Genomic DNA, 21,863 nt, shown 5'->3' on the forward strand with positions numbered 1-21,863 from the left:
ATGAGTGGTCCGTGGAAACAGCGTCCTCCGGCGCGCCCGCCCCGCAACGATGGCCCGCCGCGTGCGGCGGCGCCAGCGCGTGACGGGGTGCCGCGCGATCCCGCCGCGGCCGGTGCATCGGTGCCGCGGGCCGGCCGCGATGAAGTCCGCTTGTACGGCCTCAATGCCGTGCATGCGGTGTTCGCCCGGCGGCCCGAGGCGATCCGCAAGGTCTACCTGCTCGAATCGCGGATCGCCGCGCTGAAGCCGTTGCTGGCCTGGTGCGTGAAGCACCGGGTCGGGTACCGCGTGGTCGAGGAGCAGGACCTGGAACGGCTGACCGCGAGCGGCCACCACGAAGGCGTGGTGGCCGACGTGCTGAAGGAGCCGCAGGCCACGTTGGCGGACTGGCTGGCCGCGCTGCCGGCCGCCGCGCCCGCGCTGGCGATCTGGCTCGATGGCGTCGGCAACCCGCACAACTTCGGCGCGATCCTGCGCTCGGCCGCGCACTTCGGCGTGTCGGCGCTGCTGCTGCCGCAGCGCGCGTCGCTGGCCCTGTCCGGTGCGGCCGCGCGCGTGGCCGAAGGCGGCGCCGAACAGGTGCCACTGGTACGCATGGGCGACACCGACGCGGCGCTGGCCCAGCTGCGCGCTGCGGGGTTCACCACGGCTGCGACGGTCGTACGGGGTGGTGATTCGCTGTTCGCGGCGCCGTTGCCGCCGCGCCTGATTTATGTGATGGGTGCCGAAGGCGAGGGCATGGACGGCGATCTGGCCGCGGCCTGCGATCTGCGGCTGTCGATTCCCGGCACCGGCACGGTCGAAAGCCTCAACGTCGCCGCGGCAACGGCGGTGTTCCTGGCGCAGTGGGCGAGCCGCCGCGTGTGAACACGGGGTGGTCGTCGTTCGAAGACTGGAAGCGCGCCGAACCCGGCGTGGTGGCGTCGGACCCCGGCGCGTTGCAGGCCGCGGCCGGTCCGGTATTGCCGGGGCAGTGTGCGGTCTGCGGCAGCCGGGCCGGATTCCGGAACGGCCTGCATGAGGACCCGCGCGAAGGATTGCCCTGCCTGGCCTGCGGATGCAATGCGCGCCAGCGCGCGGTCGGAGCACTGGTGCTGTCCGCGTCCGGTGGCGCTCCCGGAGAGCGCATCTATCTGACCGAACAGGCCAGTCGGCTGTTCGTGTCGCTCCGCCGTCGGCGTCCGGGTCTCAGGGGAAGCGAGTACGTCTTTTCCCGGTTCACGCGGCTGCGGCTGCGGATCTGGTTGCTGCGCAAGGGCGTGTGGCCTGCGCTGATGCACGAGGACGTGACCGCGCTGCGCTTCGCGGAGGCATCGCTGGACGTGGTGGCCACGCTGGACGTGCTCGAGCACGTGCCCGACCATCGGGCTGCACTGGCCGAATTCGCGCGGGTGCTCGGGCCGGGAGGCGTCCTGCTGATCACCGTTCCGTTCTATTGGGACCGACCGCAGAACACGGTCATCGCCCATCGTTCGGAGCGCGGCGTCGTGGACTTCATCGGCGAGCCCGAGTACCACGGCGATCCCGTGAGCGGTGGCGTGCCGTGCTTCCACCACTTCGGATGGGCCCTGCTGGACGATCTGAGGGACGCCGGCTTCAGCGAGGTGGCCGCACACCGCCTGCGCGATCCGGAGGCAGGGCTTCCGGATGGCGTGTGGGTGCTCAGGGCGGTGCGCTGAGCCGCACGCCGCCGGGACGTTCGCGCAGCGCTGGGGTCGGCCTGCGGATCGAGTGGATGCCTGCCTGGGCCGATGCTCAGTCCTGCTTCACATGGCTGCCGAAGTCGCCTTCCGCCTCGGCCGCCAGCCATGCGAACACGGCGTAGGCCGCCACGTTCTGCGCCAGCGCGGCCGGGTCGATCTTGTCCAAGGTGTCGTCGGCGGTGTGGTGCAGGTGGAAATAATCGCTGCCGTCCTGCGCCAGCCACGCCCAGGTCGTGCCCTTGGCCGACAGCGGGCCGATGTCCGGACCCGGGCCGCCCTTGCCGGGTGCGTAGGCGATGCCCAGCGGCGCCAGCGCCTCGGCGATCTGCCGCGTCGCGGCCTGCGCATGTTCCGGAGCGCCGGTGTTGAACGCATAGATGCGGCCGGCACCGAAGTCGCTTTCCGCTGCGAGCACATGCCGGCTGGCGTCCGCCGCATGCCGTTCGGCATAGGCCTTGCCGCCGAACAGGCCCTGTTCCTCGTTGGCGTAGGCGACCACGCGGATGCTGCGCGCCGGGCGCTTCGGCTGTTGCCTGATCAGGTGCGCGGCGGCCATCGTGATGCCGATGCCGGCTGCATCGTCGACCGCGCCGGTGCCCAGGTCCCACGAGTCCAGGTGCGCGCCGATCAGCACCACTTCTTTCGGCCGGCTGCCGCCGGTGATCTCGCCGATCACATTCTGTGAGGTGTACTGGCCATCCCAGCCGCAGTCCAGCGCCAACTGGACGGTGACCGGGCCACGTGCGGCCAGGCGCGCGAGCTGGTCGGCGTCGGGAATGCTCAGTGCCGCCGATGGCACCGGCGTCAGCCCCTCGTCGAACCGGGTGATGCCGGTATGCGCGACGCGGTGGTTGTCGGTGCCGGCCGAGCGCATCAGGAAGCCGATCGCGCCCTTGCGGATCGCCGCCGACGGGCCGCGCGAGCGCACCGCGCCGCCGGCGCCATAGCCGCTGCCATCGCGCGCGGCCTGCATCTGGAAATCGACGAAGGCGATCTTTCCGGGCAGTGAACCGTCGGGAGCGGCCTCGAGGGCGGCCAGGTCGGCGAAGCGCACGATCTGTGCTTCCACCGTGCCGCCCGGGCTGCCGCCGAGCGCGGTGATCGCCAGCGGCTGCGCGTGCGCGCCGACCACGGCCGCGCGTTCGCTGCGGCGCTCCCACTTCGGGAAGGTCACCGGCTCGGTCCAGACCCGGTCGAATCCCAGTTCGCGGAACTTCGCCTCGGCCCAGGCCACCGCGCGGGCATCGGCCTCGCTGCCGGCCAGACGCGGGCCGATCTCGGTGGTCAGCGATTCGGTGACCTTCCAGCCGGTGTCGTCGGCCAGTGCGCGCTCACGCAACTGCGCGGCTTGCGCCAGCGCCGCATCGGGAATCCGTGTCTGCGTGGTCTGCGCCGCATGGGCGGGCGCGATGCACGCGAGGGTGGCGGTCAATGCAGCGGCGAGCAGGGCGGTACGCATGCGAGGAGTCCGGCAGGGCGACGATGGCCGGAAGACTAGCAAAGCCCGGGCGCCCCGCTCCCGTGCAGCAGGTCACGGGTGATGGCGTGTCGATCATCCGGCGCCGGCCTCCGGACGCCGATACGACCGCGGGCCACCCATCGGCGGCCCGCGGTGTCGGCACCTGCGCGGAATGTCAGACCTGGTCGCGTTTGAGCGCGTCGCGGATCTCGCGCAGCAGCAGCACGTCTTCCGGCGGCGCGGCCGGCGCCTTCTCCGGCTCGGGCTTCTTGCGCGCCAGGCGGTTGACCGCCTTGACCAGCAGGAAGATCGCGAAGGCGACGATGACGAACTGGATCACGGTGTTGAGGAATTCGCCGTAGGCGATCACCACGGCCGGGATCTCGGTACCGTCCTCCGCGACCCGGACCGGCGCCAGCGTCCAGGCCAGGTCGGAGAAGTCGATGCCGCCGATCATCCAGCCCAGCGGCGGCATGATGATCTTCTCGACCAGCGCGGTGACGATCTTGCCGAACGCGGCGCCGATGACCACGCCGACGGCGAGGTCGATCACGTTGCCGCGCATCGCGAATTCCTTGAACTCGCTGATCATGCCCATGGCGGTTCCTCAGGTGTGGAGTCGGCGACAGCCTAGCGCAGCGCGACGTGAACGAGGAGCCATCGCCGCGACGGCCTCAGCGCGCGATGTGGCCCTGCAGCTCCACCACGCCGTCCAGCCGTGCGAGGTATTGGTCGCCCGGCGACAGCGCGGCCACGCCGGCAGGCGTGCCCATGTAGACCAGGTCGCCGGCCTTGAGCGCGTACAGCAGCGACAGCTCGTGCAGGATGTCGGCCACGTCCCAGATCAGGTCGGTCAGCGGCGCGCGCTGGCGGGTTTCGCCGTTGACCTGCAGCTCCAGCACGCGGGCATCGAGGCCGTCGACCGCCGCGGCCGGCACCAGCTCGCTGATCGGCGCGGAGTGGTCGAAGCCCTTGGCCGTGTCCCAGGGCAGTCCCTTGGCCTTGGCTGCGGCCTGCAGGTCGCGGCGGGTCAGGTCCAGGCCCACGCCGTAACCGAACACCAGCGCCGGCGCATCCTCGCGCGCCAGTGGGCCGGCCGGCGCGTCGCGACCGATCGCCACGACCAGTTCGACCTCGTGGTGCAGGTCGGCGGTGGCCGACGGGTAGGGCACCGCCTCACCGGTGACGATCGCATCGGCCGGCTTCATGAAGAACACCGGCGTGCCGCGCTCGGCCTTCGAGGCCGGGGCGGTGGCGCCCATCTCGCGGGCGTGGTCGGCGAAGTTGCGGCCCACGCAGTAGATGCGGCGGACCGGGAACGTGCCGCCGCCGCGGACGGGCACGCGCGGGACGGAGGGTGCGGGGATCAGATCGGTCATGGTGGCGGAATCGACAGCGAAGGACCGGCGCAGTGTAGCGGCGGCCGGACAACGGTGATGCCCGGGCAGCCGCTGGCTCACCGACGGATGGGATCCGATGCCGGTGCGTGACGGGGCGCCTCCTGCCGGTGCCGCACCACGATCCATGCGGATGGAACTGGCGCGCCGGCGGGTGATGCGGATGCCTCGCCGGGTGTGGCCGGTCCTGGGTCCCGCCATCCAGACCCGTCGCGCAGCGACAGGATGGCTGCGCCACACCGGTCGGCCCGGAGCCGGGCCTGTGGTTGGCTGGGTCTCACACGGGGCCATCACTCGCGCGCCCAACGAAAACGGCCCGGATGAGCCGGGCCGTCGGATGCGATGCATGGCGCGGTGCGTTCAGCGCGAGCCGGGCAGGGCGGCCTTGCGCACCACGCGGTACTCGCCGTCGACCACGCGGGTGTCGCCAGCGGACGCGGTGCGGCCCCGGCCACGCAGCAGGCGCCAGGCCAGACCGGCGGCGATCATCGCCGCACCGACGAACACGCTGAAGAACACGAGCAGGGCCAGCAACCCCAGGCCGACCACGCCCAGCAGGGCGCGCAGCCACAACGCACGCGGCTTGCGCGGTGCGAACAGGCCATGCAGCGAGGCGGTATCGAAGCGGAACGAACGGGCGTGGATCATCTTGGGTCATGCCAGAATGGCGGACGAGGCGGAAGTATCGGCCCGATGCCAGGTGACAGTGTGATGACTTCGTTAAATTCAGCCCCGCTGGTTCAGCTCGACGCGTTCGCCGATGGCGAGCTCGTGGAGGCCGAAGCCGTGCTGGATGGCGACAGCGAGTCCCTGGTGCTGCACCGGAACGGCGAGGTGGTGCGGGCCTGGCTCAACGTCTGCCCGCACGCCGGACGGCGCCTGGACTGGGCACCCGGGCGCTTCCTGAAGAGCAAGGACGGGCATCTGGTCTGCGCGGCCCATGGCGCGGCCTTCGAACTGGGCGAGGGCCAGTGCGTGGCCGGTCCCTGCCGCGGCGATGCGCTGCGCGCGGTGGCGGTGGACGTGCGCGACGGCGCGGTCTGGCTGGCGACCGCAGGCTGAGCGTGGCTCAGAGCCGGCGCCAGGCCAGGCCTTCGCCGCGGCGGTAGTACACGGCCACGGCCTTGCCGTAGATCGCGTCGGCATCGACCAGGCCGAACCAGCGGCTGTCGATGCTGTTGCCGCGGTGGTCGCCGAGCACCAGCACCTTGCCTTGCGGGATGACCAGACCGTCGATGTCGGGACCGCCTCCGCGGTCGAGCTCCAGCTGGACCAGACGCGGGTCGAAGCGCTCGATCGTCGCCGCCGCGTCCGCAGCGAGAGGCCGTCCGTTGATGCTCAGGTGGCCGTCGCGCAGGCGGACGCGGTCCCCCGCGACGGCGACCACGCGCTTGATCAGCCGCGTGCCGTCCTGCGGCGAATCGAACACGGCCACGTCGCCGCGCCGTGGCGTACCGGCCTCGACCAGGATGCGGTTGCCCAGGGGCAGGCGCAGACCGTAGGCGCGCATGTCGACCACGACCCGGTCGCCGGGTTGCAGCGTCGGCTGCATCGAGCCGGTCGGCACCTGGTAATGGTTGGCGAACGAGGAGCGTGCGGCCAGCATCAGCAGCAGCATCACCACCAGCGGCAATGCCTCGCGACGCAGCCAGTGGCGCAGGCGGGCGCCGCGCTCGGAAACGGACGCATCCTGGGACATGGCGGACTCCTCTGCGGTCGGGAGGTCCGACGCTACGACGCCGCGCAGGCCCCTGCCAGTGACCGATGGCAGGGTGCGCGGTCCGGTGGGGCGTCGGGTCGAAGCACGCGAACGGCGTGCCGCCGCTGCGGTCAGTCGCCCCAGAACATCAGGTTGACCACGGTCACCGCGACCACCGTATAGATCAGCGACAGCGGCGCGCCGACCCGCCACATCTGCCGTGCGCTGTAGCCGGCCGGGCCGGTGATCATCGAGATCACCGGGTTGGAGGCGGTCATCATGTTGTTGGCCGCCGACAGCGCGGCGATCAGCGCGAACGCGGTCGGGTTGCCGCCCACCGCCAGCGCCAGGTTGATCGCGATCGGCACCATCACGATGGTCGCGCCGACGTGGCTGATCACCAGCGAGAACGCGGTGGTCAGCAGCGCGACCACGATCTCCAGCGCCCACGGTGGGGTGCCTTCCGGCAATCGGGCCAGGGTGTTGCCGGCGACCCAGGCGGCGGTGCCGCTGCTGTCCATCGCCCAGCCCAGCGGGATCAGGCCGGCGGTCAGGAACACCGTCTTCCAGTTGATCGCCGCATAGGCCTCGTCCATCTTCAGCACGCCGGCCAGCAGCATGCCGGCCACGCCGGTCATCAGGGTCAGCGCCACCGGCAGTTTGGCGAACAGCGCCACCAGGATGGTGAAGGCGAAGATCGTCATCGCGATCTTGAACTTGTGCGGGCGCTGCTCGCCCTTGGGGTAGTCGGTGACCACCACGAAGTCCCGGCTCTGCGCGGCCTGGCCCAGGTCCTGCCAGATGCTGTGGAACACCAGCATGTCGCCGGCGCGCAGCGCGACCGAGCGCACGTCCTCGCGGATCACCTGCTTGTCGCGGTTGATCGCCAGCAGGCTGATCCCGGCCTGCTGGCGCAGGCGCAGTTCGCGTGCGGTCTTGCCGATGAAGCGCGAGGTCGGCGGCACCACCGCCTCGGAGATGCCGGCGCGGCTGGGGTTGAACAGGTCGCCCAGGTTGCGCAGGCGCGAGGACATGCGCAGGAACTGGTTCTGCGAGAAGTCGGTGACCTGCTGGCGCGGGCCCATCACGCCGATCACGCTGCCGACCCAGATGCGCATGTCGGCCGGCGGCGCCAGCCGGGTGTCGTTGCCGGACTTGAGCGCAAGCAGCAGCGGCGCGTCGTGCAGCGATTCGGCCTCGCTCACCGACATGCCGACCAGCGGGCTCTCGGCCGAGACGGTCAGTTCGAACACGTCGCCGTCGATGCCGTAGGTGCGGGCGAAGTAGCTTTCGGTCCGCGCCGGGGTGACGTTCTCGCCGACGCCTTCCTCCTCGGCCAGCTTGCGGTTGCCGTAGAAACGGAAGTACAGCAGCGAGGCGACCAGCAGCACGATGCCGACCGGCGCCGGCGCGAACATCGCCAGCGGTTCCAGCGTGGCCATGCCCGAGGGCAGGTTGTTGTTGGCCGAGACCAACAGGTCGTTGAGCAGGATCAGCGGCGAGTTGCCGACCATCGTCAGCGCCGCGCCCATCACGATCGCCGCGGCGATCGGCAGCAGCAGCCGCGACAGCGCCAGGCCGGTGCGCGAGGACAGCCGCGCGGCGACTGGCAGGTACAGCGCCATCACCGACGGGTTCTGCATGAACGAGGAGTTGAGGCCGGCAATGGCCGTGGTCATCAGCAGCAGGCGCTGCTCGACCCCGTGGCCGCGGCGCAGCAGCCAGCTGGCCAGGCGGTTCAGCGCGCCGGTGCGGTCAAGACCGGCGCCGAGGATCATCGTGGCCATGATGCTCATGACCGCGTTGCCGGAGAAGCCGCTGAAGATCTCCTCCGGCGCGATCAGGCCGGTGATGCCCAGCACCACCAGCACGACCAGGGCGACCAGGTCGGCGCGGATGCGCTCGAACAGGAACATCGCCATCGTGAACCCGACCAGCCCCAGCACCAGGCGCATGTCGTTGGTCAGGGTCAGGCCGTCCATTGCGCGTGCCGGTTCCTCAGGATCCGCTGGTGGTCAGGCCGGGCGCACCGGCACTGCAGCCCGCATCCGTGACCGGCCCCGGCGCCACGGGCAGGCGGCGCCGTGGCCGGCGGCGGTTGGATGCGTCGTCGATGGCGTCGGAGGCGCTCATGCTGCCGGGGAGTGTAGCTCCGGCGCGTCGACGCGGTCGTAGAGCAGGTCCCAGACGCCGTGGCCGAGCTTCACTCCGCGCCGTTCGAAGTGGGTCTCCGGCCGCCATTCCGGCCGCGGCACGTGCCCGCGCGGGCCGGCCCGGTTGACCAGCCCGGGCGTGGCGTCGAGCACGTCCCACATCTGCTCGGCGTAGTCGGCCCAGTCGGTGGCCGCGTGCAGGCGCCCGCCGATCCGCAGCTTGCGCACCAGCAGCGCGGCGAATTCCGGCTGGACCAGGCGTCGCTTGTTGTGGCGCTTCTTGTGCCAGGGATCCGGGAAGTAGATCCGGACCTCGTCCAGCGCGCCGTCGGCGATCTCGTTGCGCAGCACTTCCACCGCATCGTGGTGGTACAGGCGCACGTGGTCGGCGGCATCGTCGGCCAGCGCGTTGAGCAGGCGGCCAACGCCGGGGGCGTGGACCTCGATGCCGATGTAGTCGCGCGACGGATCCTGGCGGGCGGCGAAGCGCAGCGCCTCGCCGTTGCCGAAGCCGATCTCCAGCACCGTGCGCGCGTCGCGGCCGAAGGTGGTCGTCAGGTCGCGCGGGGCACCGGCGTAGTCCAGGCCGAAGCGCGGCCAGCGCTCGTCGAACGCGCGCTGCTGGGCCGGGGTGAATCGGCCCTGGCGCAGCACGAAGCTGCGGACCTCGCGGCGGCCTTCGCTGACGGTGAACGGCTTGGGCGGGGCCTTGGCGCCGCTGCTGGAGAATGGATCGGTCATGACGACTCGGGTTGTGCGTGCAGTGATGGTGCCGTCCTGGCGCGGCGATGCCGCTTCCGGATGATCCGGCCCGACCATCCATGGCCGGGCATCCGCGATGCGCGCGGGTGCCGCGCGCATCGACTCATCCCACCAGGCCGTCGACCGGCGAGGAGGCGCTGGCGTAGCGCTTGCGCGGGATGCGGCCGGCACGGAACGCCTCGCGCCCGGCCTCGACCGCCTTGCGCATCGCGCTGGCCATCAGCACCGGATCCTTCGCGCCGGCGATCGCGGTGTTCATCAGCACGCCGTCGCAGCCCAGTTCCATCGCGATGGCCGCGTCCGAGGCGGTGCCGACGCCGGCGTCGACGATGATCGGGACCTTGGCGTCCTCGATGATCTGCAGCAGGTTGTAGCGGTTCTGGATGCCCAGACCGGAACCGATCGGCGCCGCCAGCGGCATCACCGCCACGCAGCCGATCTCCTCCAGGCGCTTGGCCAGGATCGGGTCGTCGGAGGTGTAGACCATGACCTCGAAGCCGTCGGCGACCAGGATCTCGGCGGCCTTCAGGGTCTGCACCACGTCCGGGTACAGGGTCTTCTGGTCGCCCAGCACTTCCAGCTTGGTCAGGTTGTGGCCGTCGAGCAGCTCACGTGCCAGCCGGCAGGTGCGCACCGCGTCCTCGGCGGTGTAGCAGCCGGCGGTATTGGGCAGGATCGTGTAGCGCTCGGGCGAGAGCACGTCGAGCAGGTTGGGCTCGCCGGGGCTCTGGCCGATGTTGGTGCGGCGGATCGCGACGGTGACGATCTCGGCGCCGGCGGCCTCGGTGGCGCGGCCGGTCTCGTCCAGGTCCTTGAACTTGCCGGTACCGGTCAGCAGGCGGGAGCGATAGGTCTTGCCGGCGATGACCAGCGGATCGGAGTGGGCTGTATTCGACATGCCCGCATTATCGCCCATCGCGGCCGGCGACGGCGCGTCGGATCAGCCACCGCCGAGCGCGTGCACGATCTCGATGCGGTCGCCCGGCTGCAGCCGGCGTTCGGCGTGGGTGCCGCGCGGGGCGATCTCGCCATTGACCTCGACCGCGACGCGGCGGCCGGCCAGGCCCTCGGCCGCCAGCAGCTCGGTGATGCTCAGGTGGTCGGCGACGCTACGTCGCTCGCCATTCAACTCGATGTCCATGGCGGCGATTGTCGCATCGTTCGATCGCCACGGAGCTGTCATCATTCCGCAACGCAGCGTGAGTGGCGCCCGTGTCGGTGGAACCATAAGGACCATGCGCGGGCGTACGCCCGCATCCGCCCCACGTGATTCCTGGAGAGTCCATGTCCCCCCGTCCGCTCCGTACCACCCTGGCCATCGCCCTGGCACTGGCCGCCGCCCCGGCGCTCGCGACCGATTTCAGCGGCACCGTGTTCTTCGGCGACAGCCTGACCGACTCGGGCCATTTCCGCACCCAGATCCCGGAAGCCGTGCGACCGGTGACCGGCAAGTTCACCACCAATCCGGGCCTGGTCTGGGCCGAGCACGTGGCCCGCTACTACGGCGGCGACGGCAGCACCGACAACACCGGCGGCGACAACTACGCCCAGGGCGGCTCCCGGGTGACGGTCCAGAACGGCCCGGCCGAGTCGACCGTCTCGCAGGTCACCCGTTACCTGGCCTCCACCGGCGGCCGGGCCGATCCCAACGCGCTGTACTCGGTCTGGACCGGCGCCAACGACATCTTCGCTGTGGCCGCCGGTGCGCCTGTCGCCTCGACCCTGCAGACCGCCGTCACCGGCGTGGTCCAGAGCGTGGGCGCGCTCGACGCGGCCGGCGCCCGCTACATCCTGGTGCCGAACCTGCCGGACATGGGCATCACGCCGCAGGCCATCGCCGCGGGCCCGGCCGGCCAGGCCGCGCTGACCCAGCTGTCTTCGACCTTCAATACCAGCATGTACGGGGCGCTCGCCCAGGCCGGCTACCAGGTCATTCCGCTGGATACCTTCGGCATCCTGCGCGAGATCGTCGCCAGCCCGGCGACCTACGGCTTCCGCAACGTCACCCAGACCGGCTGCCTGCTGGCGCCGGGCGGCAACGCGCTGACCTGCAACCCCACCTCGTACCGCACGCCGGATGCGGCCCAGGCCTACCTGTTCGCCGATGGCGTGCATCCGTCCGATGCCGCGCACGGCATGCTGGGCCAGTACGCGGTGTCGGTGCTCGAGGCGCCGACGCTCAACGCCGTGCTGTCGCAGTCGGCGACGGTGATCGGCCGCGCCCGCGCCGAGCAGGTCGCCGCGCACCTGCAGTCCGCCCCCACCGCCGATGGCACCCGCTGGTGGGGTGGCATCCGTGGCGACAACCAGCGCTACGACCACGCCGACCTGTACGACGGCATGGCGCCCTCGGGCCTGTTCGGCGTGGACTGGGCGCGCGATGGCATGGTCTTCGGCGGCTTCCTCGGCTACGGCCGTCTCGATGCCGACTTCGGCCAGAACCGCGGCGGTTTCACCCAGTCCGACGTCACCATCGGCGGCTTCGCCGGCTGGTATGGCGAACGCACCTGGGTCAATGCGCAGGCCAGCTACACCCGCCTGGACTACGACGTCGACCGTGAGGTCCACCTGGGGCCGGCGCTGCGTCGCCACTCCGGCTCGGCCGATGGCCGCAACGTGAGCGTCGGCCTGAGCGGCGGCTACAGCTTCGGCGAGGGCGCATTCACCCATGGCCCGGTCGCCAGCCTGCTGTGGCAGAAGGTCGAGGTCGACGGCTACACCGAGAGCAACACCGCCTCGACCGCGCTGATCTACGGCGACCAGGAGATCGACTCGCTGGTCGGCAGCCTGGGCTGGCAGGCCAGCTACGACATCGGCCCGGCCGTGCCGTACATCCGCGCCACCTGGGACCGCGAGTTCGAGGACCGTCCGGAGCAGGCGTTCGCCCGCCTGCAGACGCTGCCGGGCATGCAGTACGCGGTGCCGGGGATGCAGCTGGACGACAGCTACGGCACCGTGGTGCTCGGTGCCCGGACCCGCCTGCTCGGCCTGGACGCCGACATCGGTGCGCGCAGCACGGTCGGCCGCAGCGGTGCCGCGGACAACAGCGTGTTCGTCACCTTCTCCGGCGGCTTCTGAGTCGCCGGGACCGGTCGCGGCCAGGTGCCGCGGCCGGCATTGCGCGCGCGGGGGCAGGACGCATAGACTGCCTGTCCCATGCGGGTGTAGTTCAATGGTAGAACTGCAGCTTCCCAAGCTGCTAGCGTGGGTTCGATTCCCATCACCCGCTCCAGCCTTCCATGCAAGCGCCGCCTCCGGGCGGCGCTTTGTGTTGGCGGGCACCCCGGATCACTCCCACCTGCATGACGCGGTGCGCATGAAACTGGCGATCCTGTCCCGCAATGCCTCGCTGTATTCGACGCGCCGTCTGGTGGAGGCCGCGCGCAAGCGGGGACACACCGTGCGCGTGCTCGACCCGCTGCGCTGCTACCTGCGCATCGCGCCGGGCGGATTCGCGATGCGCTACAAGGGCAAACCTGTCGCCGGCTACGACGCGGTGATTCCCCGGATCGGTACCTCGGTCACCCGTTACGCCACCGCGGTCCTGCGCCAGTTCGAGCTGATGGGCAGCTACTGCCCCAATCCGTCCGACGCGATCCTGCGCGCGCGCGACAAGCTGCGCGCGCACCAGCTGCTGGCCGCGCAGGGGATCGGCCTGCCGACCACCGTGTTCGGCGACAACCCCGACGACACCGACGACCTGCTGTCGCTGCTGGGCCCGCCGCCGCACGTGGTCAAGCTCAACGAGGGCACCCAGGGCGCCGGCGTGGTGCTGACCGAGAAGCAGTCGGCCTCGCGTGCGATGGTCGAGGCCCTGCGCGGGCTCTACGCCAACTTCCTGGTCCAGGAATTCATCGCCGAGGCCGAAGGCGCGGACCTGCGCTGCTTCGTGGTCGGCGACCGGGTCGTGGCTGCGATGCGGCGGCAGGCGCCGGAGGGCGAGTTCCGCTCCAACCTGCACCGCGGCGGCCAGGCCAGCCCGGCCGATGCCAGCGCCGAGGAACAGGACGTGGCGGTGCGCTCGGCGCGTGCGCTGGGGCTTGAGGTGGCCGGCGTGGATATGGTCCGCTCCGCGCGCGGCCCGCTGGTACTCGAGGTCAATTCCACCCCGGGGCTGGAGGGCATCGAGGCCGCGTGCGGGGTCGACGTGGCGGGTGCGATCATCGAGCACGTCGCACGGGATTTCTTCTGATTATCAATGGCTTGCGTTTGATGGTCGCGGTTGACCTCGATGCGTCACATGGATTTAACGCGACTTTAATTGCCCCCGCCGTAGTCTCGCCAGAACCGCAGCTCCTCGTCTGCCTGGCCATGGTCCGACAGTCGGGAAACGGTAATCGGGGCAACAACTTTCGGCCCAGGCGGCGACAGTCGTCTGGGCCTTTTTGTATGAGCGCGATGGCTGCTCGATTTGATGGCGTGCAGGCAGACGCGGCAGAATCGAAAAGCAGCACCCTGCTGCCGGCGATCGGGACGATCGGCGTCATTACCTATCAGTGAGGTGAAGCATGATGTACAGGACTATGCTTGTTTCCCTGCTTTTCATCGCGGCGTTTGGTGTAGATGCAAAAGTGCAGGCCGGCGGTTCGACATTCTCGCCGGAGAAAGGGCTGAGCGTTTCGGGCGCGTTTGACGCTCAGCGCAGAGCGATACTCGACGCACTGAGTGATGGAAAGACGTACTCGGAGATATCCTCTGACAGCCGTTCCAAGGTGCGTGTAGCGCTTGACCGCATGGCATCCGTCATTGGCGATGTGGACAGTCTCGATGAATTGACCGAGGTTGCCCGGCTCAATGTGCTTAACGACCAGGAGCTGGTCAACGCGCTGCTCACGCAGGCGCGCGAAGACAGCCGGCTGGTCTGCATCCGCGAAAAGCAGGTCGGTTCACACCGCTCTGTCAACAAATGCGCGACCGTTGCCCAGCGGCGCCAGATGGCGACCGACACACAGCAGAAGCTGCAGAGCATGCAGCGGTTCAAGCCTGCCGAAGGCCCGTAATAGAGAACGCTATGCGCATCCTGGTAATCGAAGACAACAGCGACATCGCGGCCAACCTCGGGGACTACCTCGAGGACCGCGGCCATACCGTCGATTTCGCCGCCGACGGCGTGACCGGCCTCCACCTGGCGGTGGTCCACGATTTCGATGCGATCGTGCTCGACCTCAATCTGCCGGGCATGGACGGCATCGAGGTCTGCCGGAAGCTGCGCAACGAGGCGCGCAAGCAGACGCCGGTGCTGATGCTCACCGCCCGCGACAGCCTCGAGAACAAGCTTGCCGGCTTCGACTCCGGCGCCGACGACTACCTGATCAAGCCGTTCGCGCTGCAGGAAGTCGAAGTCCGGCTGAACGCACTGGCCCGGCGCGGCAAGGGCGTACAGACGCGGGTGCTCAACGTCGCCGACCTGGAATACAACCTCGACACGCTCGAGGTCCGCCGCGAAGGCAGGCTGCTGCAGCTCAATCCGACCGCGCTGAAGATCCTGCAGGCGCTGATGGAGGCGTCGCCGGCGGTGGTCACCCGCCAGGAGCTCGAGACCCGCGTGTGGGGCGAGGAACTGCCGGATTCCGACTCGCTGCGCGTGCACATCCACGGCCTGCGCGCCGTCGTCGACAAGCCGTTCCCGGTGCCCTACATCCAGACCCGCCACGGCATCGGTTACCGCATCGCCGCACCAGATGGCGGCAGCTGACCCGGCATCGCCGCGTCGCAGCCGGCGTTTCCGGCGCCGGCTGCGTACCCGCATCATCCTGTCCTTCCTGCTGCTCGGTTCCGGGTTGACGGCGCTGTTCGCCTTCCTGACCGACGTGGCCCGCCAGCGCGTGGAAAACCAGCTGGTCGAGGACGTGATGAACCGCAACATCGACGAGTACGCGCGCCGGTTCTATTTCGACCCCAGCAACAGCAAGCCCGACCTGCCGGTGCAGCAGATGTACGGGCGGGTGGTGTCGCGCGAGGGCTTCGAACAGCTCCGCATCGACGAGCCGGACTGGTACGACCTGCCCAACGGCAACCACAACATCAGCGGACGCGACGAGAAGGGCGAGCCGTTCGCCTACAAGCTCGCGGTGCGCAAGACGCCCAACGAGTGGTTCTTCCTCGCCTACGACATGACCCAGTCGCTGCGCGGCGAGGCCCAGCTCAAGCGCGCGCTGTACGTGTCGATCCTGCTGTTCAGCGGCCTGTCGCTGCTGATCGGCTGGTGGTCCGCATCGCGGGTGATGCGCCCGGTGACCGAACTGGCCGCGCGGCTGCGGGCCTACCGCGGCAGCAGCCAGCCCAAGAAGCTGGCCTCGCACTTCCCCGACGACGAGGTCGGCCAGCTGGCCGAGGCGCTGGACGACTATTCGACGCGGCTGACCGAGGTGGTCCAGCGCGACCGCGAGTTCAATGCCGACGTCAGCCATGAGCTGCGCACGCCGCTGGCGGTGATCAAGGGCGCGGTCGAGCTGCTGCTGTCGCGGCCGGACCTGGACGAGCGCACGCTCGCGCGGCTCTCGCGTATCCAGCGCGCCGAGCAGCAGTGCAGCGACCTGATCGGCTCGCTGCTGCTGCTGTCGCGCAACGAGCGCGGCCAGGGGCGCAGCGACGTGGCCAAGGTGGCCGAGCAGCTGCTCGATTCCCACCGCGCGCAGCTGGGTGGCAAGTCGCTGGAGCTGCGCATCGAGGGCGAGCCCGAGGCGCTGGTGGTCGAGGCGCCGGAGGCGGCGTTGTCGGTGGCGCTGGGCAACCTGATCGGCAACGCGGTCAAGTACACGCCGCATGGCGAGGTGGTCGTGCGGCTGCTACCGGCAGCGGTGCAGGTGATCGACACCGGCCCCGGGCTGAGCGAGGACGATGCGTCGCGGCTGTTCCAGCGCGGCTATCGCGGCACGCACGCCGGTCACTCGCAGGGGGCGGGCATCGGCCTGTCGATCGTGGGCCGGCTCTGCGATCTCTACGGCTGGGATGTCCAGGTCACGCCGCGTCGCGACGGGACCAGCGGTGTCGTGGCGACGCTTTCGTTCGGGCGCAGCGCCGCCTGATCGGTGCGGCGCTGCGCGTCCTCACAGGCCTCGGCCTGGTCACGCAGCCTGTCGGCTGCGCACAGGCGGTTGCCCGTCGCCCTACAGGTGGATCCAGAAGCAGCCGAAGCGGCGACGCAGGCCGAACACGGTACGCGATGGCGTGCTGCCGTTGGCGAGGGTCTGCTCGATGCGCAGGCCGGTCGGACGCGCCGCGGGCGGCGCTGCCGCTCCCGTCGGCCAGGCGTCGGCGCCCGCGGCCCGTGGGTCGGCCGGGCTTTCCACCGGCGGCATCGAAGGCGGGTCGGCGGATGGCTGCGGATGGACCGGCGCGATGTCCACCAGTGGACGCGAGACGATCGCTTCGAGACGGTCGAGCCGTTGCCGGGCGCCGGCGCTGGACACGCCCTGCCAGTCGTAGAGGCTGGACAGGCGGTTGAGGTCCCGGTTGCGGATGGCCGCGCCGATCTCCATCGACAGGTCGCCCAGCGTGCGCGCGCAGCCGCCGCGGTAGTGCCGCGCGTCGGTGGCGCCGGCATGGGTGCTGCTCGCGGGCGGGAGCCGCGGCGTCGCCCCGAGGTCGGCACAGCTGCGATCGCTGAAGACCGCCTGCCCGTCCGCGCCGACGCACCGATGCACCTGCTGCGCGGCGGCATCGGCCGCCAGCAGTGCCAGGCAGAGCAGGGGAGCGGCGCGCAGCATCGGCGCAGTCTAGGGCCGGCGTCGGCGCGGCGATAGCCGCGGAAGGATCCAGCCGGCCTGCGTACGGCCGCTCAGCCGCGCAGCCGGTCCAGCACCGCCTGGGTCGGCTTCGCCAGGTTCAGCGTATAGAAGTGCAGCGACGGTGCGCCGCCATCGACCAGACGCCGGCACAGTTCGGCGACCACGTCGGCGGCGAACTCGCGGATCGCCGCGGCATCGTCGCCGAAGGCCTGCATGCGCTTGCCGATCCAGCGCGGGATCTCGGCGCCGCAGGCTTCGGAGAAGCGGCGCAGCTGCGAGAAGTTCGAGATCGGCATGACGCCCGGGATGATCGGCACGTCCACGCCGATCCGGCGGGCGTCGTCGACGAAACGGAAGTAGGCGTCGGCGTTGTAGAAGTACTGGGTGATCGCGGCGTCGGCGCCGGCATCGATCTTGGCCTTGAAGTGCTTCAGGTCGGCGGTCGCATCCTGTGCCTGCGGATGGGTTTCCGGATAGGCGCCGACCTCGATCCGGAAGCGGTCGCCGTGCTCGGCCCGGATCAGCTCGACCAGCTCCGAGGCGTAGCGCAGGTCGCCGGCATGGCCCATGCCCGAGGGCAGGTCGCCGCGCAGGGCGACGATGCGGCGACAGCCGATCGCGCGGTACAGCTTGAGCAGTTCGCGGATCTCCTCGCGGCTGCCGCCGACGCAGGACAGGTGCGGCGCGGCCTCGAAGCCGTGGTGCTGGTTGAGGTGGCGCACCGTCTCGGAGGTGTAGCTCAGGGTCGAGCCACCGGCGCCGAAGGTGCAGGACACGTACTCGGGCGCGTACGCACGCAGCTTCCCGGCCGCGCGGTCGAGCTGGGCGCGCTGGTCGTCGGTCTTGGGCGGATAGAACTCGAGGCTGATCTGCGTCATCGCGGCATCGGCAGTGCTGGGTTGGCGCGGATCATATCTCTTTATCGCGATGAATGTGAAGTGTGGCGGCCGTGCGCGCCCGATGCCGCCTGCGCCGGGCTCCTGCCGCTCGTCCGCTCCGGTCGCCGCCCGTCATTCTTTTCCCGCATCCGGGTTGCCGCGCTTCAGCCTGTCTCCTCCGAGCCACCACCAACGAGACCGACCATGCGCCAGCGTCCGCTGTGTTCCCACCCCTTCAAGCCTGCGGTCTGGATCGCGATCGTCGTCGCGGCGGTGATCGCACCGAGCGTGGCCAGGAGCGCGCCGCAGCCGCATGGCGACCTCCGGGTCGAGGTCGTCGGCGAGGGCCGGCCGGTGCTGATGATCCCGGGCCTGAACAGCAGCGCCGAGGTCTGGCGGCAGACCTGCCAGGCGCTGCAGCCGCTGCAGTGCCACCTGATCCAGCTGCCCGGCTTCGCCGGCGCGCCGCCCGCGGTGTCCGAGCCGTTCCTCGATGGCATGCGCGACCAGGTGCTGGCCTATGCCGCCTCGCAGAAACTCCAGCAGCCTGCGGTGATCGGCCACAGCCTGGGTGGACTGCTCGGCATGAAGCTGGCGCTGGCCGCGCCGGAGGCGATCGGCCCGCTGGTGATCGTCGACTCGCTGCCGTTCTTCGCTGCGGCGACCAATCCCGCTGCCAGCGTCGCCAGCGTGCAGCCGATGGCAGCGGGCATGCGCCGGGCGATGATGGCAGCCGACGATGCGACCTATACGCGCCAGGCCGAGGCGGCGCTGGCGGGGATGACCCGTTCGCCTGAACGCGTCGAAGAGCTCAAGCGCTGGGGTGCGGCCAGCGACCGTGCGACGACCTCCCAGGCGATGTACGAGCTGCTGGTCACCGATCTGCGTGACGACCTGGCTGGCGTGCGCACGCCGACCCTCGTCCTCGGCGCCTGGGCCGCGTATGCGAACTTCGGCCAGACCCGGGAGGCGACCCGGGCGATCTTCGCCGGGCAGTACGCGAAGCTGCCGGGCGTGCGGATCGCACTGAGCGACACCGGCTACCACTTCCTGATGTGGGACGACCCGCAGTGGCTGCAGGGCGAGGTCCGCGGGTTCCTGGCCGCGCATCCGGCCAGCGGCGGCTGATGCCCGGCACGCGTCCGGTGCGGATCGACGCACGCTCGGTTCGCGGGGGCCGTCGCACAGGCTCGGCCAGCACACGCTGCGGATGGATGCCAGGGTGCTGTACAACGACCGGCACGGCGACGGACCATCCGCCGGCACATGACCGTGTCGAATGGCGCACCCATCACGGATGCGCGACGGTACCGGCAGCGCGACGGCACGGACGGACGAGATGACGATGCAGGATGGATGTGGTTCGCGCTGGTTCTGGCTGCTCAACACGCTGGCGTGGCTGGTCTATCTGGTCGCCAACCTCGCGCTGGGAGCGGCCTTCATCGGCTGGAGCTCGGGTCTGCTGCTGCTGTCGATGGCGCTGTCCGGGACGTTGTATGTGGTCTCCTCGGCGATCCGCGGCCAGGCGCTGCGACGCGGCTGGTTCGAGCTGGACCTCGTGGCGCTGGCCTGGCGCATGCTGCTGTGCGTGGCCGGCGGCGCCCTGCTCGCGCAGCTGCTCGTGTTCGTGGTGCTGCGGCCGGCGCTGTTGCTGGGGTGGGTCACGCTGCCCCGGTCCGACTACAGCGTCGGTGCGTTCATCGGCTACTGGTTCAACACCGCCGTGATCCTTGGCCTGTGGGTGGCCGGCTGGACCGGCTGGACCGCGCTTGCGCATGCGCGCACCTCGCGCCTGGCCCGTCTGCAGGCCGAAGCCGAGCGCCAGTCGCTCGAACACGAGGCGCTGCGTGCGCGGCTCAATCCGCATTTCGTGTTCAACGCGCTCAACAACCTGCGTGCGCTGATCCTCGAGGATCCGCAGCGCGCGCGCGAACTGGTCGGGCGCCTGTCCAACACGCTGCGGCACGCGCTGGAGCACAGCCAGCGCGAGCGCGTGGCGCTGGCCGGAGAACTGACCGTGGTCGATGACTACCTGGCCATCGAGGCCGTGCACTTCGAGGACCGGCTGCGGGTGGTCCGGCGGATCGATGCCGGGCTGGACGACGCACAGCTGCCGGCGATGGCGCTGCAGCTGCTGGTGGAGAACGCGGTCAAGCATGGCATCGCGGTGGCGCCGGGCGGCGGCGAGCTGCGCATCGCCGCGACGCGCGAGGGCGCGCTGCTGCGGCTGCAGGTCGACAATCCCGGCCGGCTCGGCGCGTCGGGCGCGGGTCATGGCGTCGGCCTGGCCTGGCTGCGGCAGGCGCTGGTGCGCGTGCGGGGCCGCTTCGCGCTGGAGCAGCAAGGCGAGCGCGTGGTGGCCACCCTGGAGATCCCGCAATGAGCCAGGTGCCGCTGCGTGTCCTGATCGTCGATGACGCACGCCTCGCGCGGGCCGAACTGCGCACCCTGCTGGCCCAGGTCGAGGGTGTCGAACTGGTCGGCGAAGCCGAGGACGTGCCGCAGGCGCGTGCGGCGATCGCGCGGCTGCATCCGGACCTGGTCCTGCTCGACATCCAGATGCCGTCCGGCAGCGGTTTCGACGTGCTCGCCGGCCTGGAGACGGTGCCGGCGGTGGTGTTCACCACCGCCTACGACCAGTACGCGCTGCAGGCTTTCGCCGCCAACGCGCTGGATTACCTGCTCAAGCCGGTCGACCCGCTGCGGCTGCGCGCGGCGCTGGACAAGGCGCGGATGACGCCGGCGCCGGCAGTCGCGGACGGCGCCGCACCGCGCGCCCCGCTCGGTGCAGACGACCAGGTGTTCCTGCGCGATGGCGAGCGGTGCTGGTTCGTGGCGATGGGCGAGGTGTCGCGGATCGTGGTCGACGGCAACTACGCCCGGCTCTGGTTCCGCGACCAGACCGCACTGCTGATGCGCAGCCTGGCGGCGCTCGAGGCCAGGCTGGAGCCGGCGCTGTTCTTCCGCGCCAACCGCAACACGCTGGTCAATCTGCGCCACGTGCGCGCGGTCGAGCCATCGCTCGCCGACGGCTATCTGCTGCGGTTGAAGGACGGCGGCGAGGTCGAGGTGTCGCGGCGCCAGGCCCGGGAACTGCGCGAGCGGCTGGCGCTGTAACGCATCGGCGATCGCGGACCGCGGCGATCCGCAGGCGGCTCTGCGCGGTCATCGTGGGCCGGGCATCGCGGCCGCGGTGCAGGCAGTGCGATGCCGCCGCCGGCGTGGCGCAGTGCCGGAAGGGTAGGCTGGGGCGGATCACGAGGGAGCCATCCGCATGCCGGCCATCGCCATCGTCTCGGACATCCACGGCAACCTGCCCGCGCTGGAAGCGGTGGCCGACGACATCCGTGCGCGTGGCATCCAGACCGTGTTCAACCTCGGCGACAGCCTGTCCGGCCCGCTGCTGCCACGGGAGACCGCGGCATTCCTGATCGACGCCGGCTGGGCGTCGCTGGCCGGCAACCACGAACGCCAGCTGCTGGCACTGATCGACCGGCACGACGCCCAGGGCGCGGCCTCGGACAGGTACGCGGCCGCGCGCCTGGATCCGGCCGCACTGGCCTGGCTCCGCACGCTGCCGGCCACGCTGCGCCACGGCGAGCTGCTGCTGTGCCATGGCAGTCCGCGCAGCGACGTGGAATGGCTGCTGGACCGCATCGACGGTGGGGTGCTGGTACCCGACCACGAGGAGGCGATCGTGCAGCGGCTGGGCGACGACCGGGCGCGCGCGATCGCCTGCGGCCACAGCCACGTGCAGCGGCAGCGGCGTCTCGCCGATGGCCGCCTGCTGCTCAACCCCGGCAGCGTGGGGCTGCCTGCCTACCGGGGCACCCGGCCATCCTGCTACGCGGTGCACTGCACCGTGGTGGATGCGCGATATGCGGTGATCGAGCGGATCGACGGCGTGTGGCAGGCCAGGTCGTGTGCCGTGGCCTACGACCACCCGGCGATGGCGCGGCTGGCTGCGCGCAACGGGTTCCCCGACTGGGCACGGGCACTGGCCAGCGGGCGTGCATGAAGCCGCGTTCAGCAAGGGGCGCGTGGCGATTGGCGTCGACAGGTCCGCCGCAGGCATCATTGGG

23 protein-coding genes and 1 tRNA gene are annotated in these 21,863 nt (G+C 70.5%); 13 read left to right on the top strand and 11 right to left on the bottom strand.

Annotated elements, in window-relative coordinates:
- Both IB242_RS00575 and IB242_RS20780 read left to right on the top strand, forming a co-directional pair.
- Positions 1-867: an RNA methyltransferase gene (locus IB242_RS00575; protein ID WP_192277594.1), complete on the top strand. Its 867-nt coding sequence runs from the start codon at positions 1-3 to the stop codon at positions 865-867.
- Entirely contained in the window at positions 846-1,679 is an 834-nt protein-coding gene (locus IB242_RS20780) for a class I SAM-dependent methyltransferase (protein WP_192275258.1), read from the top strand. Before IB242_RS00575 ends, IB242_RS20780 begins: the two co-directional genes overlap by 22 nt.
- 76 nt (positions 1,680-1,755) lie before the next feature.
- Here the strand turns inward: IB242_RS20780 and IB242_RS00585 are convergent, their stop codons facing one another.
- From IB242_RS00585 to IB242_RS00600, 4 genes are all read right to left on the bottom strand, one after another.
- Positions 1,756-3,162: a M28 family peptidase gene (locus IB242_RS00585; RefSeq protein WP_192275259.1), complete on the bottom strand. Its 1,407-nt coding sequence runs from the start codon at positions 3,160-3,162 to the stop codon at positions 1,756-1,758.
- A gap of 175 nt (positions 3,163-3,337) precedes the next feature.
- A complete protein-coding gene (gene mscL / locus IB242_RS00590; protein ID WP_192275260.1) occupies positions 3,338-3,760 on the bottom strand; it encodes a large-conductance mechanosensitive channel protein MscL in 423 nt (140 codons plus the stop codon).
- A gap of 76 nt (positions 3,761-3,836) precedes the next feature.
- Positions 3,837-4,541: a fumarylacetoacetate hydrolase family protein gene (locus IB242_RS00595; RefSeq protein ID WP_192275261.1), complete on the bottom strand. Its 705-nt coding sequence runs from the start codon at positions 4,539-4,541 to the stop codon at positions 3,837-3,839.
- A 378-nt stretch (positions 4,542-4,919) separates the two neighbouring features.
- A complete protein-coding gene (locus IB242_RS00600) occupies positions 4,920-5,204 on the bottom strand; it encodes a hypothetical protein (RefSeq protein WP_192277596.1) in 285 nt (94 codons plus the stop codon).
- Between the two features lie 66 nt (positions 5,205-5,270).
- On the opposite strand from IB242_RS00600, the gene IB242_RS00605 reads away from it, so the two are divergent.
- Complete coding sequence (locus IB242_RS00605; RefSeq protein ID WP_192275262.1) at positions 5,271-5,621, top strand: Rieske (2Fe-2S) protein; 351 nt, start codon at positions 5,271-5,273, stop codon at positions 5,619-5,621.
- A 7-nt stretch (positions 5,622-5,628) separates the two neighbouring features.
- Here IB242_RS00605 and lepB read toward each other — a convergent pair whose 3' ends face one another.
- The 5 genes from lepB to thiS all read right to left on the bottom strand — a co-directional run bounded on the left by lepB (position 5,629) and on the right by thiS (position 10,314).
- Entirely contained in the window at positions 5,629-6,258 is a 630-nt protein-coding gene (gene lepB, locus IB242_RS00610) for a signal peptidase I (protein WP_192275263.1), read from the bottom strand.
- 131 nt (positions 6,259-6,389) lie between these two features.
- Entirely contained in the window at positions 6,390-8,240 is a 1,851-nt protein-coding gene (locus IB242_RS00615; RefSeq protein ID WP_192275264.1) for an SLC13 family permease, read from the bottom strand.
- A 147-nt stretch (positions 8,241-8,387) separates the two neighbouring features.
- Positions 8,388-9,152, bottom strand: coding sequence for a tRNA (guanosine(46)-N7)-methyltransferase TrmB (gene trmB / locus IB242_RS00620; RefSeq protein ID WP_192275265.1), 765 nt, complete (start codon positions 9,150-9,152; stop codon positions 8,388-8,390).
- Between the two features lie 124 nt (positions 9,153-9,276).
- Positions 9,277-10,071, bottom strand: a complete 795-nt coding sequence (locus IB242_RS00625) for a thiazole synthase (RefSeq protein WP_192275266.1) — start codon at positions 10,069-10,071, stop codon at positions 9,277-9,279.
- Positions 10,072-10,113: 42 nt separating this feature from the next.
- Positions 10,114-10,314: a sulfur carrier protein ThiS gene (gene thiS / locus IB242_RS00630; RefSeq protein ID WP_192275267.1), complete on the bottom strand. Its 201-nt coding sequence runs from the start codon at positions 10,312-10,314 to the stop codon at positions 10,114-10,116.
- A 143-nt stretch (positions 10,315-10,457) separates the two neighbouring features.
- Between thiS and IB242_RS00635 the strand changes: the two genes are divergently transcribed.
- The 6 genes from IB242_RS00635 to IB242_RS00660 all read left to right on the top strand — a co-directional run bounded on the left by IB242_RS00635 (position 10,458) and on the right by IB242_RS00660 (position 16,201).
- Positions 10,458-12,251, top strand: coding sequence for an autotransporter domain-containing protein (locus tag IB242_RS00635; RefSeq protein ID WP_192275268.1), 1,794 nt, complete (start codon positions 10,458-10,460; stop codon positions 12,249-12,251).
- An 80-nt stretch (positions 12,252-12,331) separates the two neighbouring features.
- Positions 12,332-12,405: transfer RNA gene (locus IB242_RS00640), tRNA-Gly, on the top strand.
- Between the two features lie 84 nt (positions 12,406-12,489).
- Entirely contained in the window at positions 12,490-13,365 is an 876-nt protein-coding gene (gene rimK / locus IB242_RS00645; RefSeq protein ID WP_192275269.1) for a 30S ribosomal protein S6--L-glutamate ligase, read from the top strand.
- 331 nt (positions 13,366-13,696) lie between these two features.
- On the top strand, positions 13,697-14,173 hold the full coding sequence (locus IB242_RS00650; protein WP_192275270.1) for a hypothetical protein: 477 nt from the start codon (positions 13,697-13,699) through the stop codon (positions 14,171-14,173).
- Positions 14,174-14,184: 11 nt separating this feature from the next.
- Positions 14,185-14,868 carry a response regulator transcription factor gene (locus tag IB242_RS00655; RefSeq protein WP_192275271.1) on the top strand — a complete coding sequence of 228 codons (684 nt, stop codon included), beginning with the start codon at positions 14,185-14,187 and terminating at the stop codon, positions 14,866-14,868.
- Complete coding sequence (locus IB242_RS00660) at positions 14,855-16,201, top strand: HAMP domain-containing sensor histidine kinase (RefSeq protein ID WP_192275272.1); 1,347 nt, start codon at positions 14,855-14,857, stop codon at positions 16,199-16,201. Before IB242_RS00655 ends, IB242_RS00660 begins: the two co-directional genes overlap by 14 nt.
- A gap of 81 nt (positions 16,202-16,282) precedes the next feature.
- Here the strand turns inward: IB242_RS00660 and IB242_RS00665 are convergent, their stop codons facing one another.
- Together IB242_RS00665 and metF are read right to left on the bottom strand one after the other, a co-directional pair.
- Complete coding sequence (locus IB242_RS00665; RefSeq protein ID WP_225539930.1) at positions 16,283-16,882, bottom strand: DUF4124 domain-containing protein; 600 nt, start codon at positions 16,880-16,882, stop codon at positions 16,283-16,285.
- Positions 16,883-16,953: 71 nt separating this feature from the next.
- Positions 16,954-17,781, bottom strand: coding sequence for a methylenetetrahydrofolate reductase [NAD(P)H] (gene metF / locus IB242_RS00670; RefSeq protein WP_192275273.1), 828 nt, complete (start codon positions 17,779-17,781; stop codon positions 16,954-16,956).
- Between the two features lie 204 nt (positions 17,782-17,985).
- Between metF and IB242_RS00675 the strand changes: the two genes are divergently transcribed.
- The 4 genes from IB242_RS00675 (at position 17,986) to IB242_RS00690 (ending at position 21,799) form a co-directional block, all read left to right on the top strand.
- A complete protein-coding gene (locus IB242_RS00675) occupies positions 17,986-18,909 on the top strand; it encodes an alpha/beta hydrolase (protein ID WP_192275274.1) in 924 nt (307 codons plus the stop codon).
- Between the two features lie 211 nt (positions 18,910-19,120).
- Positions 19,121-20,164 carry a histidine kinase gene (locus IB242_RS00680; RefSeq protein WP_225539932.1) on the top strand — a complete coding sequence of 348 codons (1,044 nt, stop codon included), beginning with the start codon at positions 19,121-19,123 and terminating at the stop codon, positions 20,162-20,164.
- Entirely contained in the window at positions 20,161-20,898 is a 738-nt protein-coding gene (locus IB242_RS00685; RefSeq protein ID WP_192275275.1) for a response regulator, read from the top strand. Before IB242_RS00680 ends, IB242_RS00685 begins: the two co-directional genes overlap by 4 nt.
- 157 nt (positions 20,899-21,055) lie before the next feature.
- The gene (locus tag IB242_RS00690) at positions 21,056-21,799 is read left to right on the top strand and encodes a metallophosphoesterase family protein (RefSeq protein WP_192275276.1); all 744 of its coding nucleotides are present in this window, start codon (positions 21,056-21,058) and stop codon (positions 21,797-21,799) included.
- Positions 21,800-21,863 lie beyond the last annotated feature (64 nt).

The sequence above is a fragment of the Xanthomonas sp. XNM01 genome, assembly GCF_014851915.1.
Classification (GTDB): domain Bacteria; phylum Pseudomonadota; class Gammaproteobacteria; order Xanthomonadales; family Xanthomonadaceae; genus Pseudoxanthomonas.